The following is a 16,585-nucleotide window of genomic DNA, read 5'->3' on the forward strand; positions in this document are numbered from 1 at the left end:
AGCTGTCGTGGTGGCACGTTCTGAATGAGCGTGCACGCGTTAAAGCCAACTTTCGAATCGGCGATAACGAAACTGTAGGTTTTCCGGGAGAAATGGACTTCCCCGCTTTTTGAAGACCGGCCGTTACCATCAACGAGGGAATTCAACATGGCTTTAACCGTTAATACCAATATTGCGTCGCTGTCGATTCAGACCAAGCTCAGCCGCACCAGTGATGCCTTGAGCACATCGATGAGCCGCTTATCTTCAGGGTTGCGTATCAACAGCGCCAAAGACGATGCCGCTGGCTTGCAGCTCGCAACGATGATGAGCAGTGAAATCCGAGGGCAGACGGTCGCGCTTCGAAATGCCAACAATGGAATATCGATCGCGCAAGCGGCGGAAGGCGCGCTTCATGAAACGACACAGATTCTGACCCGGATGAAAGAACTGGCCGTTCAGGCACGTGATGACACGAATGGATCGACTCAACGCATCGCGATGAATAAAGAGTTTGCGGAGATGAGTGACGAACTGACACGGCTGTCGGAAAGTTCGAAACTTAATGGCCGTCCGCTCCTGGATGGAACAGCCGGAATTCTGGAAATCCAGGTGGGCACGGGGACTACCGCTGCGGATCGGATCAGTTTGGTATTGAGCGATAAGTTTGATGCCGTGTCTTTGAATGTCGCCTCTTCTGCACTCGCCTTGTCAGGGGCCACGACGGCGGATGCCCATACCAACGCCGATGCGGCGATGTCGGCAGTGGACGCTGCGCTGGCACGGGTGACTGCCACGCGCGCAGGTTTGGGCGCTGCCCAGAACAGGCTGACATCGACCATTGCCAACCTTCAAAGCATGCGTGAGAACACGGATGCCGCCCGAGGCCGTATTCAGGACGTCGACTTTGCCGCCGAAACGTCTGAACTCACCAAGCAGCAAACCCTTCAGCAAGCTTCTACCGCTATCCTGGCGCAGGCCAATCAGCTGCCTGCGGCGGTGTTGAAGCTGCTTCAGTAATCCCGCGCTTACAGACGCAAACGCTGAACCGGGCACGTCCACTGGGCGTGTCCGGGATGAATCCCCTGGTGATCAGAGGTTTAACGTCGTGATTAAAGCTTGTGAGGATCGAGCCGAAACGCTGTGTAACCCCCGTGGAACACAGGGGTGGCGCTCTGGTGGCAAAAAATTTCTGAAAAGCCCTCAAGCTCCTGGCAACCGCGACGATAAACATTACGAAGGTTCTCTAGGCCACACCCGGCGCTTGCCAGGGCCGGAAAGCCGCAGTACCCAACCAACGAGGAATTCATCATGTCTTTAGGCGTAAACACTAACGTAGCTTCCTTGGCTGTTCAGAAGAACCTGGGCAAGGCTTCCGATGCACTGTCGACTTCCATGACCCGTCTGTCTTCCGGTCTGAAAATCAACAGCGCCAAAGACGACGCCGCCGGCCTGCAGATCGCTACTCGCGAAACTTCGCAAATCCGTGGTCAGACCGTAGCGATCAAGAACGCCAACGACGGTATCTCGATGGCTCAGACCGCTGAAGGCGCTCTGCAAGAGTCGACCAACATTCTGCAACGTATGCGTGAACTGGCTGTTCAGTCGCGAAACGACACCAACGGCTCGGCTGACCGTACCGCTCTGAACGCTGAATTCGCTCAGATGTCGGACGAACTGACTCGTATCTCCAAGTCGACCAACCTGAACGGCAAGAACCTGCTGGACGGTACTGCTGGCACCATGACTCTGCAAGTCGGTTCCGATGTCGGTTCCGCCAACCAGATCAGCCTGACCCTGAACAAAAGCTTCGACGCCACCACGCTGTCGGTTGCCAGCGGCTCGGTTGCGATCTCCGGCACCAGCGCCACTGCTTCGGGCAACATCGACAAAGCGATCACCGCGATCGACGCCGCTCTGGCCACGATCAACTCCACTCGCGCAAACCTCGGTGCTTCGCAAAACCGTCTGACCAGCACCATTTCCAACCTGCAAAACGTCAACGAAAACGCCACCGCTGCACTGGGCCGTATTCAAGACACCGACTTCGCAGCTGAAACCGCTAACCTGACCAAACAGCAAACTCTGCAACAAGCTTCCACCGCTGTTCTGGCCCAGGCTAACCAACTGCCTTCCGCTGTACTGAAACTGCTTCAGTAATATCGGAATGAGTGTTGGCGGGGGAGTGTGCTTGCGTACTCTCCCGCTTTTTTACTTTTGAGAGGTAAGTAGACATGGACCTGAGTACACGGCTGAACTTGTCTTACCCTGCTGTGCAGCCAATGCCTTTGGTCACGGACAAGGCACCTGTGGCTACGCCTCCCGTTGCCCCTGTCACTGCTTCGGCGCCTGATGCGGACGCAAACAAAAGTAAAGACTCCACGGCCGATAAAGGCGACGAAGCATTGAAAGCTGCCGTCGATCAGATTGAAAAGTTTGTGCAGTCCGTACGCCGTAATCTCGAATTCTCCATCGATGAGGCATCCGGTAAGGTCGTTGTGAAAGTCATTGCCAGCGAAACAGGCGAGGTGGTGCGTCAGTTGCCCTCCGCCGAAGCGCTGAAAATCGCTGACAGCCTTCAGAACGCTCATAGCCTGTTGTTCGACGCAAAAGTCTGAATGGCATGAAACGTGTACGCGGTCGTTGTGGGCTTTAGCCCGTCAAAAGACCGACTCAACCTGAAAGGAGACACACATGGCGAGTCCAATTACCCCTTCCACCGGCCTGGGATCCGGCCTGGCGATTGGCGATATCGTTACGGCGCTGGTCAACTCAGACAAGCTGGCCAAGCAAACGCAGATCACCACCCAGACCAAACTGGTCACCACCAAGCTTTCCGGCATTGGCACGCTGCAATCGGCGTTGTCGTCGTTTCAGACGTTGCTCAAACCCCCAACTGGCACCACCAGTAAATTGCAGTTTGCGGGCTATGCCGCCACCTCGTCGGACGCGACCAAAGTCAGCGTAACGTCGGACAACTCCGCAGTACCGGGGACTCACACGGTGCTGGTCAAAAAACTCGCCACCAGTTCCAGTGTCGCGACCGCCGCCTTTACCGGTGACGCCTCCAACAGTGTTATTCCGACTGGGGGTTCGCTTACCGTCAGTCAAAATACCATTGGCAAGACCTACACCATCGCCGATGGTGCGACCCTGGCGTCCGTGGCCAAGCAGATCAACGCGGACACCAAAACCACCGGTATCAGCGCCAACATCATCACGGACGCCAGCGGTTCGCGTCTGGTGTTCGGGTCGACCAAAACCGGCTCAGGCTCGGACATCACCACCTCCAGTGATATCGCCGGTCTCAGCATCGCGGCCGGCGACAAAATCGATACCACGTCGGCCAGTTCCTCCGGTTACATCGGTGATCCGCCCATGGATGCCGACGTCACCATCGACGGGTTCAATTTCACCAGCAAGAGCAACACCATCGACAAGAACCTCGGTGGTGTGGCGCTGACACTGAAACCTGGCAGCATCAGTACCACTCCGGTGACGATCACCGTGGCCACCAACACTGACGGGCTCAAGGCATCGCTTCAGGCGTTCATCGACTCCTACAACTCGGTCGTGAAAGCGGTCAGCACTGTCACCAAGGCCACGGTCAGCAAGACCCCCGACCCGACGACGGGTGCCACTGTAACCCCCGCTGCCTTGACCGGTGACTCGATGCCGCGTTCGATCCTGTCGGCCCTGCGCGACGAACTGGTCAGCACAGGCGCGGGTGGCGATCTGTCGGTGCTGTCGCAGCTTGGTATCACCACGGCCCAGACCGACGGCACACTTTCTCTGGACAGCACCAAGTTCGACGCGGCCATGAACAAAGGCCTGGCTGGCGATGTGCAGACCCTGTTCAGCGGTACCGGTGACGGCAGCAACGGCCTGATCGCGCGCATGAACAAGGCGATCACGCCGTACACCCAGACCGGCGGCATCTTCGACACCCGCACCACCAGCCTCAACAAGCAGCAGAACGATCTGCAGGATCAACAAGCGGCCCTCGACCTGCGTGTGACAAATTTGACGGCTACCCTCACCGCCAAATACAACGCGATGGACTTGATCGTCGGACAGTTGAAAGCGTCGGCGAGCAGTATTACGTCGTTCTTCGATTCCCTGAACGCGTCCAAGGGCTGATTCACGTCACCCCACCCATGACCCGGCCCGAGTGCCGGGTTTTTGGCATCTGGCCTTAAAGTTTCTCAGGGCCGTGTCGATACCCTGAATATACGAACTTCGAGTTGTGCGAGGTAGGAAAACATGAACCGTATGGCAGCCCTTCGGCAGTATCAGAAGGTCAATTCTCAGGCGCAGACTGCCGTGGCCACGCCGCACCGTCTGGTACAAATGCTTATGGAGGCCGGACTGGACCGTATCGCCCAGGCGAAAGGTGCCATCGAGCGCAAAGACATTCCCGCCAAAGGCGTGCTGATCGGCAAGGCGATCGAAATCATTGGTGGCCTGCGTGAAGGCCTGGACATGGAGAAACAGGCCGAAGCCCTGGCCCATGTCGACAACCTCTACGTGTACATGATGAAGCGTCTGGCCGAGGCCAACATCAAGACCAACCCGAACATCCTCGACGAAGTCAGCGGCTTGTTGACGACGGTGAAGGAAGGTTGGGACGCGATCGGCGATCAGCAACCTGCGCTGTGAAGGAGACCACCATGAGTGCTGCACTCAAGCGAATCGAAGAAACCCGTGAAGCCTTGGTCGATGCGCTCGCCGAGCGCGACTGGGAGACGATTGGCAAACTCGACCTGGCCTGTCGTGCCTGCGTAGACGATGTGATCCGCGAAGCGAATGACGATGAGCCTGAGTTGCGCAGCAATCTGGAAGAGTTATTGGGGGTCTATCGGCAGCTGATAGATATCGCCGTGGGCGAGCGCCAAGCGATTGTCGATGAAATGTCGCAGATCCAGCGAGCGAAATCCGCGGCAAAGGTTTACCATCTGTTCGGTTGACGCTGGGTGGATCGAAAAAATTTGTGCGCCATAAAATTGACTGTGTACGGTTTTTTGACTTAACTAGTGATGTTCACTAATTTCTGGCTGTTGTTGCGTCTCTGCGGACCATACAAAAGGCCAAGCTTGCCCCTGAATGGGCATCGAGTTGACTAGGGAAGTTGCTATTGCATGTGGCGTGAAATCAAGATTCTGCTGATCGATGACGATAGCCAGCGCCGCCGCGACATGGCGGTCATTCTGAATTTTCTCGGTGATGAGAACCTGTCCTGCTCCAGTACCGACTGGCAGCAAGTCGTGGGCGCCTTGACGTCCACTCGGGAAGTGCTGTGCGTGTTGGTCGGCTCCGTGAATGCTCCGGGCAGCCTTCAAGGGCTGCTTAAGACCATTGCCGCATGGGATGAGTTCCTTCCCGTTCTGCTGATGGGCGACAATTCTTCCGGCGAGTTGGCCGAAGACCTGCGTCGGCGGGTATTGTCCACCGTCGAAATGCCGCCCAGCTACAGCAAGCTGCTGGATTCCCTGCACCGCGCCCAGGTCTATCGCGAGATGTACGACCAGGCCCGGGAGCGCGGTCGTCAACGCGAACCCAACCTGTTCCGCAGCCTCGTCGGCACCAGCCGTGCGATTCAGCACGTGCGCCAGATGATGCAGCAAGTGGCCGACACCGACGCCAGCGTCCTGATTCTCGGCGAGTCCGGGACCGGCAAGGAAGTGGTCGCGCGCAATCTTCATTACCATTCCAAACGCCGCGACGCGCCGTTCGTGCCGGTGAACTGCGGCGCCATTCCGGCCGAGCTGCTGGAAAGCGAACTGTTCGGTCACGAGAAAGGGGCCTTCACCGGGGCAATCACCAGCCGGGCAGGACGTTTCGAGCTGGCCAACGGCGGCACGCTGTTCCTCGACGAAATCGGTGACATGCCGCTGCCGATGCAGGTCAAGCTGCTGCGCGTGCTGCAGGAGCGCACCTTCGAGCGCGTGGGCAGCAACAAGACCCAGAGTGTTGACGTGCGCATCATCGCGGCGACCCACAAAAACCTCGAAGACATGATCGAGACCGGTGGCTTCCGTGAGGACCTCTATTACCGCCTCAACGTGTTCCCGATCGAGATGGCGCCGTTGCGTGAGCGTGTGGAAGACATTCCGCTGCTGATGAACGAGCTGATTTCGCGCATGGAGCATGAGAAGCGCGGTTCGATCCGTTTCAACTCGGCTGCCATCATGTCGCTGTGCCGCCATGGCTGGCCGGGCAACGTTCGTGAGCTGGCCAACCTGGTCGAGCGCATGGCGATCATGCATCCGTACGGAGTGATTGGCGTCGCCGAGTTGCCGAAGAAATTCCGTTACGTGGATGACGAAGACGAGCAGTTGGTCGATAGCCTGCGCAGCGATCTGGAAGAGCGCGTGGCCATCAACGGCCATACACCGAACTTCGCCAACAGCGCGATGCTGCCGCCGGAAGGTCTGGACCTCAAAGACTATCTGGGAGGGCTGGAACAAGGGCTGATTCAACAGGCGCTGGACGACGCGAATGGCATCGTGGCCCGCGCGGCCGAGCGTTTGCGTATCCGTCGTACCACGTTGGTGGAGAAAATGCGCAAGTACGGGATGAGCCGTCGCGAAGGCGACGATCAGCTCGACGACTGACACTGGTTTGACGCGACGCAAAAAGACCGCTGATTTTTCAGCGGTTTTTTTTCGGCACGGGGATTGCTATGTCTCTCGCAACATACCGTTTACTGACGGTTCGCCACCGAGAGATCAACTATGCCCCAGGCCGCTCAGATGTCGTCCGAACCCGTCTTGCCAGGTTTGCACGTGCAGCCGTCCCCGGAAGTGGAAAGTCGACAAGGTCTGGAGCAGGCCTTTGCCCTGTTCAACCAGATGTCGGTGCAACTGACCGATTCCTACAGCCTGCTCGAAGCACGGGTCACCGAGCTCAAGGGTGAACTGGCGGTGGTCAGTGCCCAGCGCATGGAAGAGCTGGCCGAGAAAGAACGTCTGGCCAACCGGCTGCAACACCTGCTGGACCTGTTGCCTGGTGGCGTGATCGTCATCGATGGGACCGGCATGGTGCGCGAGGCCAACCCGGCAGCGATCGATCTGTTGGGCGAGCCACTGATCGGCATGCTCTGGCGGCACGTCATCACCCGCTGCTTCGCCCCCCGCGAAGACGACGGTCACGAAATCTCCTTGAAGGACGGGCGCCGCCTTTCCATCGCCACGCGTTCGCTGGACGCCGAACCGGGCCAGTTGGTGCTGCTCAACGATTTGACCGAAACCCGTCATTTGCAAAGCCAGTTGGCGCGTCACGAGCGTCTGTCGTCGCTGGGGCGCATGGTCGCCTCGTTGGCGCACCAGATCCGCACGCCATTGTCTGCCGCGATGATTTACGCCAGTCATTTGACCGAGCAGGTGTTGAACGTCGAAACCCAGCAGCGTTTCGCGGGGCGTCTCAAGGAGCGTCTGCACGAGCTGGAGCATCAGGTGCGTGACATGTTGGTCTTCGCCCGAGGCGAATTGCCGCTGACTGACCGGGTCACGCCACAAGCGCTGGTCGGCGCGCTGCAATCGGCGGCGCAGACCCACGTGCGCGATGCGGCGGTGCGCTGGCAGTGCAACAGCGACGGCGGCGAATTGCTGTGCAACCGCGACACCCTGGTCGGTGCGCTGCTCAATCTTGTTGAAAATGCGATGCAGGCCAGTGGCCCCGACGCGCGGGTCAAAATCCACGCCTACAACCGAGGCAGCGTGCTGCGGCTGTGCATCAGCGACAACGGCAGCGGGATCGATGCGGCCGGGTTGGCGCGGATCGGCGAACCGTTCTTCACCACCAAGACCACCGGCACGGGCCTCGGACTGGCGGTGGTCACCGCGGTCGCCAGGGCTCACCAGGGTCAGGTGCAATTCCGTTCGCGCCCGGGTCGCGGCACCTGCGCCATTGTTTCCTTGCCGCTGATTCCGGGCGTCAGTGCCACAGGTAGCCACTCATGACGATCAACGTATTGCTGGTCGAAGACGATCATTCCCTGCGCGAAGCCCTGGGCGAAACCCTGGCGCTGGCGGGGCACGATTTTCACGCGGTCGGTTCGGCAGAAGATGCCCTGCTGGCGGCCGCCGAGCGTTCGTTCAGTCTGGTGATCAGCGACGTCAACATGCCGGGCATGGACGGGCATCAACTGCTCGCCCAGCTGCGCAGCCGCTACCCGCAATTGCCGGTGCTGCTAATGACGGCCCATGGCGCAGTGGACCGGGCCGTCGAGGCGATGCGTCAAGGCGCCGCCGATTACCTCGTCAAACCTTTCGAGCCCAAGGCGCTGCTGGCGCTGGTGGCCCGCCATGCGCTGGGTCGTCTGGGCCCTGCGGACGGCGAGGGGCCTATCGCGGTGGAGCCGGCCAGCGCGCAGTTGCTGAACCTGGCCAGTCGCGTGGCGAAGAGTGATTCCACCGTGCTGATTTCCGGCGAGTCCGGGACCGGCAAGGAAGTGTTGGCGCGCTTCATTCATCAGCAGTCGCCACGGGCCGGGAAGCCATTCATTGCCATCAACTGCGCGGCGATTCCCGACAACATGCTCGAAGCGACGTTGTTCGGCCACGAGAAGGGTTCTTTTACCGGCGCCATCGCGGCCCAGGCAGGCAAATTCGAACAGGCCGATGGCGGCACGATCCTGCTCGACGAAATCTCTGAAATGCCCATGGGCTTGCAGGCCAAACTGCTGCGCGTTTTGCAGGAGCGCGAGGTGGAGCGGGTGGGCGCACGCAAGCCGATCGCGTTGGACATTCGGGTGCTGGCTACCACCAACCGCGACTTGGCGGGGGAGGTGGCAGCGGGGCGCTTCCGCGAAGACCTGTTTTACCGGCTTTCGGTGTTCCCGCTGGCCTGGCAACCCCTGCGTCAGCGTCCCGGCGATATCCTGCCGCTGGCCGAGCGCTTGCTGGCCAAGCACGTCAATAAAATGAAACACGCCCCGGTACGGCTTTCGGCCGAGGCGCAGAACTGCCTGATCGGTTACGGCTGGCCGGGCAATGTGCGCGAGCTGGACAACGCCGTGCAGCGCGCGTTGATTCTGCAGCAGGGCGGGGTGATCCAGGCCGAAGATTTCTGTCTCGCCGGGCCTGTCAGCTTCGCCTCGGTCACCTCGACGGCGCCGGTGCTTCCCGCGCTGGTACCGTCAGCGACGACGCCCGGTTTGACGGAGGCGCCGCCAGAAGCGGTGGCTGGGGAGGTGGCGGGTGCCTTGGGTGAAGACCTGCGGCGTCGGGAATTCCAGATGATCATCGACACCCTGCGCGCCGAACGCGGTCGCCGCAAGGAAGCCGCCGAACGTCTAGGGATCAGCCCGCGTACCTTGCGCTACAAACTGGCGCAGATGAGGGACGCCGGAATGGATGTCGAAGGGTATCTGTTCGCTTCCTGATTAACTTCAGACTCCAACTCTAACCTGTGGGAGCCGGCAAGCCGGCTCCTACAGCTTTGCGCGTTCATCAGGCCGTTATGTAACCACCCCAATACTTTCACGAAAAGATGGCACAGTGCCGCCATTGGTCTGGCACCGTTGTTGCTACTACATGGGTAACCGCTGAATCGGTGTCAAAAATTTGCGGCCCCTTTGAGAGAGAAGTCCATGAGCCAAGGTGTTGAATTTAATCGCTTGATGTTGGACATGCGCTCCATGCAGATGGACGCCATGGCCAAGCCGAAGGGCATCGAAGCCCCGGAAATGGCCAGTGGGACCAGCTTTTCCGACATGCTCGGCATGGCGGTCAACAAGGTCAACGACACCCAGCAAGCGTCGAACCAATTGTCGACCGCATTCGAGATGGGCAAGAGCGGCGTGGACCTCACCGACGTGATGATTTCCTCGCAGAAAGCCAGCGTTTCGTTTCAAGCGCTGACCCAAGTACGCAACAAGCTGGTTCAGGCGTACCAAGACATCATGCAAATGCCGGTTTGAGGACGATTTAAGTCATGGCTGAAGCCGTCGCCGATAACGTGCCTGCAAAAGCGGGCGCGACAGGAAGTAAGCCGCCGATGTTCGGTCTGGCGTTCCTGCAAAATCTTTCCGAGATGACCATGCTGCGTCAGGTCGGCCTTATGGTCGGTCTGGCTGCCAGCGTGGCGATTGGTTTTGCCGTCGTGCTTTGGTCTCAGCAGCCGGACTACAAGCCGCTGTATGGCAGCCTGTCGGGCATGGACACCAAACAGGTGATGGATACATTGGCCCAGGCCGACATTCCCTACACCGTCGAGCCCAACTCCGGTGCCTTGCTGGTCAAGTCCGACGACCTGTCCCGCGCGCGCATCAAGCTGGCCGGTGCCGGTATCGCGCAGAACGACGGCAACGTCGGCTTCGAAATTCTCGACAAGGACCAAGGCCTCGGCACCAGCCAGTTCATGGAAGCCACCCGTTATCGTCGTGGCCTGGAAGGCGAACTGGCGCGCACCATTTCCAGCCTGAACAACATCAAGGCGGCGCGGGTGCACCTGGCGATTCCGAAAAGCTCGGTGTTCGTGCGTGACGACCGCAAGCCGACCGCGTCGGTGCTGGTCGAAATGTACGCCGGTCGCAGCCTTGAACCGGGCCAGGTCGCTGCCATCGTCAATCTGGTGGCGACCAGTGTTCCCGAACTGACCAAATCCCAGGTCACCGTCGTCGACCAGAAAGGCAATCTGCTGTCCGATCTCGGCGAGAATTCCGAACTGACCATGGCTGGCAAGCAGTTCGATTACACCCGTCGCATGGAGACGATGCTGACTCAGCGCGTGCAGAACATCCTGCAGCCGGTGTTGGGCAACGATCGCTACAAGGCTGAAGTCTCGGCAGACGTCGATTTCAGTGCCGTCGAGTCCACTGCGGAAAGCTTCAACCCGGATCAACCCGCGTTGCGCAGCGAACAGACCACCACCGAACAACGCTCCAGCGGCAGCGGTCCGCAAGGCGTGCCAGGTGCTTTGAGCAACCAGCCGCCCGGTCCGGCCACCGCGCCACAGAACGCCACCGCCGGTGCCGCGGGCGCCGCCGGTCCGATCGCCCCCGGTCAGCCGTTGCTGGACGCCAATGGTCAGCAGATCATGGACCCGGCCACCGGTCAGCCGATGCTCGCGCCGTACCCGGCCGACAAGCGTAACCAGTCGACCAAGAACTTCGAACTGGACCGTTCGATCAGCCACACCAAGCAGCAGCAGGGCAAGATCAATCGCCTGTCGGTCGCGGTGGTGGTAGACGATCAGGTCAAGGTCAACCCGGCCAACGGCGAAACCACGATGGTGCCGTGGACCGCTGACCAGCTGGCGCGCTTTACCCGTCTGGTGCAGGACGCCGTCGGGTTCGACGCGGCCCGTGGCGACAGCGTGAGCGTGATCAACGTACCGTTCTCGACTGACCGTGGCGAAGTGATTCCGGACATTCCGTTCTACTCGCAGCCTTGGTTTTGGGACATCGTCAAACAGGCGATGGGCGTAATCTTCATTCTGGTGCTGGTGTTCGGCGTCCTGCGTCCGGTGCTGAACAACATCACCAACCCGAAAAGCAAGTACGCAGGCGACGCCGAGCTGGGTGGCGTTGCGGGCATTGGCATGGACGGCGAGTTGGCCAACGACCGCGTGAGTCTGGGCGGTCCTCAAAGCATTCTGTTGCCGAGCCCCACTGAGGGTTATGACGCGCAGCTCAACGCAATCAAGAGTCTGGTGGCCGAAGATCCGGCCCGTGTGGCTCAGGTCGTAAAAGAGTGGATTAACACAGATGAGTGATAGTCGTGCTGCTGCGGTCAAAATGACCCGTGTCGATAAGGCTGCGATCCTGCTGCTCACCCTCGGTGAGACGGACGCTGCTCAAGTGTTGCGCCACATGGGGCCTAAAGAGGTCCAACGAGTGGGCGTGGCGATGGCGCAGATGCGCAACGTGCATCGCGAGCAGGTCGAGCAGGTGATGAGCGAGTTCGTCGACGTCATCGGTGACCAGACCGGTGTGGGCATCGGCTCCGACGGGTACATTCGCAAGATGCTCACCCAGGCCTTGGGCGAAGACAAGGCCAACGGGCTGATCGACCGCATCCTGCTCGGCGGCAACACCAGCGGCCTGGACAGCCTGAAGTGGATGGAGCCGCGCGCCGTCGCCGACGTCATTCGCTACGAACACCCGCAGATCCAGGCCATCGTCGTCGCGTATCTGGATGCCGACCAGGCCGGTGAAGTGTTGAGCCATTTCGACCACAAGGTGCGTCTGGACATCATCCTGCGCGTCTCGTCGCTGAACACCGTGCAGCCCGCGGCCCTCAAAGAATTGAACCAGATCCTCGAAAAGCAGTTCTCGGGCAACGCCAACACGTCGCGTACCACCTTGGGCGGTATCAAACGTGCGGCGGACATCATGAACTTCCTCGACAGTTCGGTCGAAGGTCAGCTCATGGACTCGATCCGCGAAGTGGACGAGGACCTGTCGACGCAGATCGAAGACCTCATGTTCGTGTTCAACAACCTGGCGGATGTCGACGACCGCGGCATTCAGGCGCTGTTGCGCGAAGTCTCCTCCGATGTGCTGGTGCTGGCGCTCAAGGGCTCGGACGACGCGATCAAGGAAAAGATTTTCAAGAACATGTCGAAGCGGGCCGCCGAGCTGTTGCGCGACGACCTGGAGGCCAAAGGCCCGGTGCGCGTCAGCGACGTGGAAGCGGCGCAAAAAGAAATCCTCACCATTGCCCGTCGTATGGCGGAGGCCGGGGAAATCGTTCTCGGCGGCAAAGGTGGCGAGGAAATGATTTAACAGTAGGTGCAGTCGATGTTCAGCTCCGATAAAGAAGCACCCAGCGAGCTTATCCGCGCCAAGGATCTGCGCGGGATCGATGTATGGACCTTGCCCAGCTTCGATCCTCATGTGGAAGCGCCCGAGCCGGAAGCAGCGGCCGAGCCGGAGCCCGCTGAAAGCGAAGAAGTGCCGCTGGAAGAAGTCCAGCCACTGACCCTCGAAGAGCTGGAAAGCATTCGTCAGGACGCCTACAACGAAGGCTTCGCGATCGGCGAGAAGGAAGGGTTCCACAGCACTCAACTCAAGGTGCGTCAGGAAGCCGAAGCGGCGCTGACCGCCAAGCTCGAGAGCCTGGAAACGCTGATGACTCACCTGTTCGAGCCCATTGCCGATCAGGACGCGCAGATCGAAAAATCCGTGATCCAGCTGGTCGAACACCTTGCCCGGGAAGTCATCCAGCGCGAGCTTAAAACCGACTCCAGCCAGATCGGCAAAGTGCTGCAGGACGCCTTGCGCCTGTTGCCCATGGGCGCCACCAACGTGCGGATTCTGGTCAATTCCCAAGACTTCGCTCAAGTCAAAGCGCTGCGCGAACGCCATGAAGAAAACTGGCGCATCCTCGAAGACGACACGCTGCAGCCGGGCGGTTGCCGGGTCGAGACCGAGCACAGCCGCATCGACGCCACCGTCGAAACGCGCTTGAGCGTGGCCATTGCCAAGATGTTTGATCAGTTGCACGAACAGGCCCTGCACCCCGCTGTGCCGGACGTGAGCGTCGATCTGGACGCAGCCATCAAAAGCGCCGAAGCGTTGATGCAGAAACACACGGACGCCTCCGATGCGTCTTGAACGCACCAGTTTCGGCAAACGCCTGAGTGCCTATCCGGACGCCATCGCCTTGCCTGTCCAACCCGTGGTCGAGGGCCGACTGCTGCGCATGGTCGGCCTGACCCTCGAAGCGGAAGGCCTGCGCGCCGCCATGGGCAGCCGCTGCGTGGTGATCAACGACGACAGCCATCACCCGGTGGAAGTCGAAGCCGAGGTCATGGGGTTCGCAGGCGGCAAAGTCTTTCTGATGCCCGTGGGCAGCGTTGCCGGGATTGCACCGGGCGCCCGTGTCGTGCCACTGCCGGACACCGGGCGTCTGCCGATGGGCATGACCATGCTCGGGCGTGTCCTCGATGGCGCCGGTCGTCCGCTGGACGGCAAGGGCGGCATGAAGGCCGAAGATTGGGTGCCACTGGACGGCCCCACTATCAACCCCCTCAAACGCGACCCGATCAGCGTGCCGCTGGACGTGGGCATTCGCTGCATCAACGGTCTGTTGACGGTCGGCCGGGGCCAGCGTCTCGGGCTGTTCGCCGGTACCGGCGTCGGTAAATCCGTGCTGCTGGGCATGATGACCCGCTTCACCGAGGCCGACATCATCGTCGTCGGGCTGATCGGCGAACGGGGTCGCGAGGTGAAGGAATTCATCGAACACATCCTCGGTGAAGAAGGCCTCAAGCGTTCGGTGGTCGTCGCCTCTCCGGCGGACGACGCACCGCTGATGCGGTTGCGGGCAGCGATGTACTGCACGCGGATTGCCGAGTATTTCCGCGACAAGGGCAAGAACGTTCTGTTGCTGATGGACTCCCTGACCCGGTTCGCCCAGGCCCAGCGGGAAATCGCTCTGGCCATCGGCGAGCCGCCCGCGACCAAGGGCTATCCGCCTTCGGTGTTCGCCAAACTGCCAAAACTGGTGGAGCGCGCGGGCAACGCGGAAAAAGGCGGCGGTTCGATCACCGCGTTCTACACCGTATTGTCCGAAGGCGACGACCAACAAGACCCAATCGCCGACTCCGCGCGGGGCGTGCTGGACGGTCACATCGTGCTGTCTCGACGCTTGGCGGAGGAAGGGCATTACCCGGCCATCGACATCGAGGCGTCCATCAGCCGGGTCATGCCGTCGGTGGTCTCGCCGGAGCACATGGTGCAGGCGCAATACTTCAAACAGCTGTGGTCGCGCTATCAGCAGAGCCGCGATTTGATCAGCGTCGGGGCCTACGTCGCCGGGGGCGATCGCGAGACCGATCTGGCGATCAATCTGCAACCGCAACTGGTGCGTTACCTGCGCCAGGGGCTGCACGACAACGAGAGCATGCACAGCAGCGAAGAGCAGCTGGCGAAGATTTTCAATCCTCAGGCCGGGGGCTGATAGCCCATGGCGCAGAGTCGTGCCGCTCGCCTGGCGCCGGTGGTGGACATGGCGGAAAAGGCCGAAAAGGCCGCCGTTCAGCGTCTTGGGCATTTCCAGGGGCAGGTGCGGTTGGCCGAGGCCAAACTCGGTGAACTGGAGAAGTTTCGCTCCGACTATCAACAGCAGTGGATCGACAAAGGCGCCCATGGGGTGTCCGGGCAGTGGCTGATGAATTACCAGCGCTTTCTCAATCAATTGGAGACGGCGGTGAGTCAGCAGCGGCAGAGTTTGAACTGGCACCAGAACAACTTGAACAAGGCCCGGGCTGAGTGGCAGAAGGCCTATGCGCGGGTCGAGGGCCTTCGCAAGCTGGTGCAGCGGTATATCGACGAGGCGCGGGCGCTGGAGGACAAGCGCGAGCAGAAGTTGCTGGATGAGTTGTCGCAGCGGTTGCCCCGGGTTGATCAGCCGTTTTAGCGGCTTTTGGGGTTTTGGGTTTGGGTGAATATCCGTTGCTGCGGTTATGGCTGCTTACGGTTCCGCCCTTACGGCGGGTCACTTTTGTCAAGAGCCACAAAAGTAACCAAAAAGTCTGGCTCCCGGTTTGGCCCTCCTTCGTCGGGTTCCCTCACTCCGGCGACGCTCCGTGGGCCCGCGCCGAACGGACATCCATGTCCTTGCGGCGCTCTCGCGGCATCCCTGCCGCTCGACCCACTCCGCATCGCCTGCGTTCAGCCTGCACCCAAGTCGCGTTCGGCGGCGTCTGGACCTTCGTGCATAAAGATCAAGATCAAAGGCACACGGTGAGCCCGCATCCCGGCGCTATTCCTGTAGGAGACGCCGGAGGCACGACGGCAGCGAAAGCGGTGGGTCGGTGATCAATAATGTGCCTGATACACCGCTTCGCTGCCGTCGTGCCTCCGGCGGCTCCGACACTTGATCGCGTGTATCCAGTAAGCGTGTGCGGAGCAAAAGGAGCGCAGTTCCGCTCCGGGTGTCGCTGTTGCTCTTTTCACACGATGGCTCAGACGCCGCCGAACGCGACTTGGGTACAGGCGGGTTGATGGTGTTGCCGATAGCGAATGCGAACGTTAATTTCGATTCTTGACGCTATCCCTGTAGGAGCCGCCGGAGGCACGACGGCAGCGAAAGCGGTGGGTCGGTGATCAATAATGTGCCTGATACACCGCTTCGCTGCCGTCGTGCCTCCGGCGGCTCGTACATTTGATCGCGTGCATCCAGCAAGCCTGTGCGGAGCAAAAGGAGCGCAGTTCCGCTCCGGCTGTTGCTGTTGCTCTTTCTCACACGATGGACCAGACGCCGCCGAACGCGACTTGGGGGCAGGCCGAGTTGATGGTGTTGCCGATAGCGAATGCGAACGCCAATTTCGACTCTTGACGCTATCCCTGTAGGAGCCGCCGGAGGCACGACGGCAGCGAAAGTGGTGGGTCGGTGATCAATAATGCGCCTGATACACCGCTTCGCTGCCGTCGTACCTCCGGCGGCTCCTACATTTGATCGCGTGTATCCAGCGAGCGTGTGCGGAGCAAAAGGAGCGCAGTTCCGCTCCGGCTGTTGCTGTTGCTCTTTCTCACACGATGGCCCAGACGCCGCCGAACGCGACTTGGGTGCAGGCCGAGTTGATGATGTTGCTGGTCGCGAATACGAACGTTGATTTTGACTCTTGACGCTATCCCTGTAGGAGACGCCGGAGG

15 protein-coding genes are annotated in these 16,585 nt (G+C 60.3%); all 15 read left to right on the forward strand.

Annotated elements, in window-relative coordinates:
• Window positions 1-147: 147 nt before the first annotated feature.
• The 15 genes from B3N48_RS09520 to fliJ all read left to right on the forward strand — a co-directional run bounded on the left by B3N48_RS09520 (window position 148) and on the right by fliJ (window position 15,347).
• A complete protein-coding gene (locus B3N48_RS09520; RefSeq protein ID WP_296182542.1) occupies window positions 148-999 on the forward strand; it encodes a flagellin domain-containing protein in 852 nt (283 codons plus the stop codon).
• Window positions 1,000-1,290: 291 nt separating this feature from the next.
• Window positions 1,291-2,139, forward strand: coding sequence for a flagellin domain-containing protein (locus B3N48_RS09525; RefSeq protein ID WP_296182544.1), 849 nt, complete (start codon window positions 1,291-1,293; stop codon window positions 2,137-2,139).
• Between the two features lie 74 nt (window positions 2,140-2,213).
• Window positions 2,214-2,597: a flagellar protein FlaG gene (locus tag B3N48_RS09530; protein WP_296182546.1), complete on the forward strand. Its 384-nt coding sequence runs from the start codon at window positions 2,214-2,216 to the stop codon at window positions 2,595-2,597.
• A gap of 76 nt (window positions 2,598-2,673) precedes the next feature.
• Window positions 2,674-4,119, forward strand: coding sequence for a flagellar filament capping protein FliD (gene fliD / locus B3N48_RS09535; protein WP_296182548.1), 1,446 nt, complete (start codon window positions 2,674-2,676; stop codon window positions 4,117-4,119).
• A 123-nt stretch (window positions 4,120-4,242) separates the two neighbouring features.
• Window positions 4,243-4,638: a flagellar export chaperone FliS gene (fliS, locus tag B3N48_RS09540; RefSeq protein ID WP_296182550.1), complete on the forward strand. Its 396-nt coding sequence runs from the start codon at window positions 4,243-4,245 to the stop codon at window positions 4,636-4,638.
• An 11-nt stretch (window positions 4,639-4,649) separates the two neighbouring features.
• Window positions 4,650-4,946 (forward strand): flagellar protein FliT, encoded by a 297-nt coding sequence (gene fliT / locus B3N48_RS09545; protein ID WP_296182552.1) that lies wholly within the window; start codon window positions 4,650-4,652, stop codon window positions 4,944-4,946.
• Window positions 4,947-5,117: 171 nt separating this feature from the next.
• Entirely contained in the window at window positions 5,118-6,593 is a 1,476-nt protein-coding gene (locus B3N48_RS09550) for a sigma-54 dependent transcriptional regulator (RefSeq protein WP_296182554.1), read from the forward strand.
• Window positions 6,594-6,731: 138 nt separating this feature from the next.
• Window positions 6,732-7,940 (forward strand): sensor histidine kinase, encoded by a 1,209-nt coding sequence (locus B3N48_RS09555; protein ID WP_296183057.1) that lies wholly within the window; start codon window positions 6,732-6,734, stop codon window positions 7,938-7,940.
• Complete coding sequence (locus B3N48_RS09560) at window positions 7,937-9,364, forward strand: sigma-54-dependent transcriptional regulator (protein WP_296182557.1); 1,428 nt, start codon at window positions 7,937-7,939, stop codon at window positions 9,362-9,364. Before B3N48_RS09555 ends, B3N48_RS09560 begins: the two co-directional genes overlap by 4 nt.
• A gap of 207 nt (window positions 9,365-9,571) precedes the next feature.
• Window positions 9,572-9,901: a flagellar hook-basal body complex protein FliE gene (fliE, locus tag B3N48_RS09565; protein ID WP_296182560.1), complete on the forward strand. Its 330-nt coding sequence runs from the start codon at window positions 9,572-9,574 to the stop codon at window positions 9,899-9,901.
• A gap of 14 nt (window positions 9,902-9,915) precedes the next feature.
• Window positions 9,916-11,697 carry a flagellar basal-body MS-ring/collar protein FliF gene (gene fliF / locus B3N48_RS09570; protein ID WP_296182563.1) on the forward strand — a complete coding sequence of 594 codons (1,782 nt, stop codon included), beginning with the start codon at window positions 9,916-9,918 and terminating at the stop codon, window positions 11,695-11,697.
• The gene (gene fliG / locus B3N48_RS09575) at window positions 11,690-12,709 is read left to right on the forward strand and encodes a flagellar motor switch protein FliG (RefSeq protein ID WP_296182564.1); all 1,020 of its coding nucleotides are present in this window, start codon (window positions 11,690-11,692) and stop codon (window positions 12,707-12,709) included. Before fliF ends, fliG begins: the two co-directional genes overlap by 8 nt.
• 15 nt (window positions 12,710-12,724) lie before the next feature.
• Complete coding sequence (gene fliH, locus B3N48_RS09580; RefSeq protein WP_296182567.1) at window positions 12,725-13,540, forward strand: flagellar assembly protein FliH; 816 nt, start codon at window positions 12,725-12,727, stop codon at window positions 13,538-13,540.
• The gene (gene fliI / locus B3N48_RS09585) at window positions 13,530-14,888 is read left to right on the forward strand and encodes a flagellar protein export ATPase FliI (protein WP_296182570.1); all 1,359 of its coding nucleotides are present in this window, start codon (window positions 13,530-13,532) and stop codon (window positions 14,886-14,888) included. Before fliH ends, fliI begins: the two co-directional genes overlap by 11 nt.
• Before the next feature lie 6 nt (window positions 14,889-14,894).
• Entirely contained in the window at window positions 14,895-15,347 is a 453-nt protein-coding gene (gene fliJ, locus B3N48_RS09590) for a flagellar export protein FliJ (RefSeq protein WP_296182572.1), read from the forward strand.
• The last annotated feature ends 1,238 nt before the right edge of the window (window positions 15,348-16,585 follow it).

Source organism: Pseudomonas sp. UBA1879, assembly GCF_002338065.1.
Taxonomy (GTDB): domain Bacteria; phylum Pseudomonadota; class Gammaproteobacteria; order Pseudomonadales; family Pseudomonadaceae; genus Aquipseudomonas.

Coding starts and splice junctions, on each gene's coding strand:
- B3N48_RS09520 (WP_296182542.1), top strand. CDS start 148: ATGGCTTTAACCGTTAATACCAATATTGCGTCGCTGTCGATTCAGACC.
- B3N48_RS09525 (WP_296182544.1), top strand. CDS start 1,291: ATGTCTTTAGGCGTAAACACTAACGTAGCTTCCTTGGCTGTTCAGAAG.
- B3N48_RS09530 (WP_296182546.1), top strand. CDS start 2,214: ATGGACCTGAGTACACGGCTGAACTTGTCTTACCCTGCTGTGCAGCCA.
- fliD (WP_296182548.1), top strand. CDS start 2,674: ATGGCGAGTCCAATTACCCCTTCCACCGGCCTGGGATCCGGCCTGGCG.
- fliS (WP_296182550.1), top strand. CDS start 4,243: ATGAACCGTATGGCAGCCCTTCGGCAGTATCAGAAGGTCAATTCTCAG.
- fliT (WP_296182552.1), top strand. CDS start 4,650: ATGAGTGCTGCACTCAAGCGAATCGAAGAAACCCGTGAAGCCTTGGTC.
- B3N48_RS09550 (WP_296182554.1), top strand. CDS start 5,118: ATGTGGCGTGAAATCAAGATTCTGCTGATCGATGACGATAGCCAGCGC.
- B3N48_RS09555 (WP_296183057.1), top strand. CDS start 6,732: ATGTCGTCCGAACCCGTCTTGCCAGGTTTGCACGTGCAGCCGTCCCCG.
- B3N48_RS09560 (WP_296182557.1), top strand. CDS start 7,937: ATGACGATCAACGTATTGCTGGTCGAAGACGATCATTCCCTGCGCGAA.
- fliE (WP_296182560.1), top strand. CDS start 9,572: ATGAGCCAAGGTGTTGAATTTAATCGCTTGATGTTGGACATGCGCTCC.
- fliF (WP_296182563.1), top strand. CDS start 9,916: ATGGCTGAAGCCGTCGCCGATAACGTGCCTGCAAAAGCGGGCGCGACA.
- fliG (WP_296182564.1), top strand. CDS start 11,690: ATGAGTGATAGTCGTGCTGCTGCGGTCAAAATGACCCGTGTCGATAAG.
- fliH (WP_296182567.1), top strand. CDS start 12,725: ATGTTCAGCTCCGATAAAGAAGCACCCAGCGAGCTTATCCGCGCCAAG.
- fliI (WP_296182570.1), top strand. CDS start 13,530: ATGCGTCTTGAACGCACCAGTTTCGGCAAACGCCTGAGTGCCTATCCG.
- fliJ (WP_296182572.1), top strand. CDS start 14,895: ATGGCGCAGAGTCGTGCCGCTCGCCTGGCGCCGGTGGTGGACATGGCG.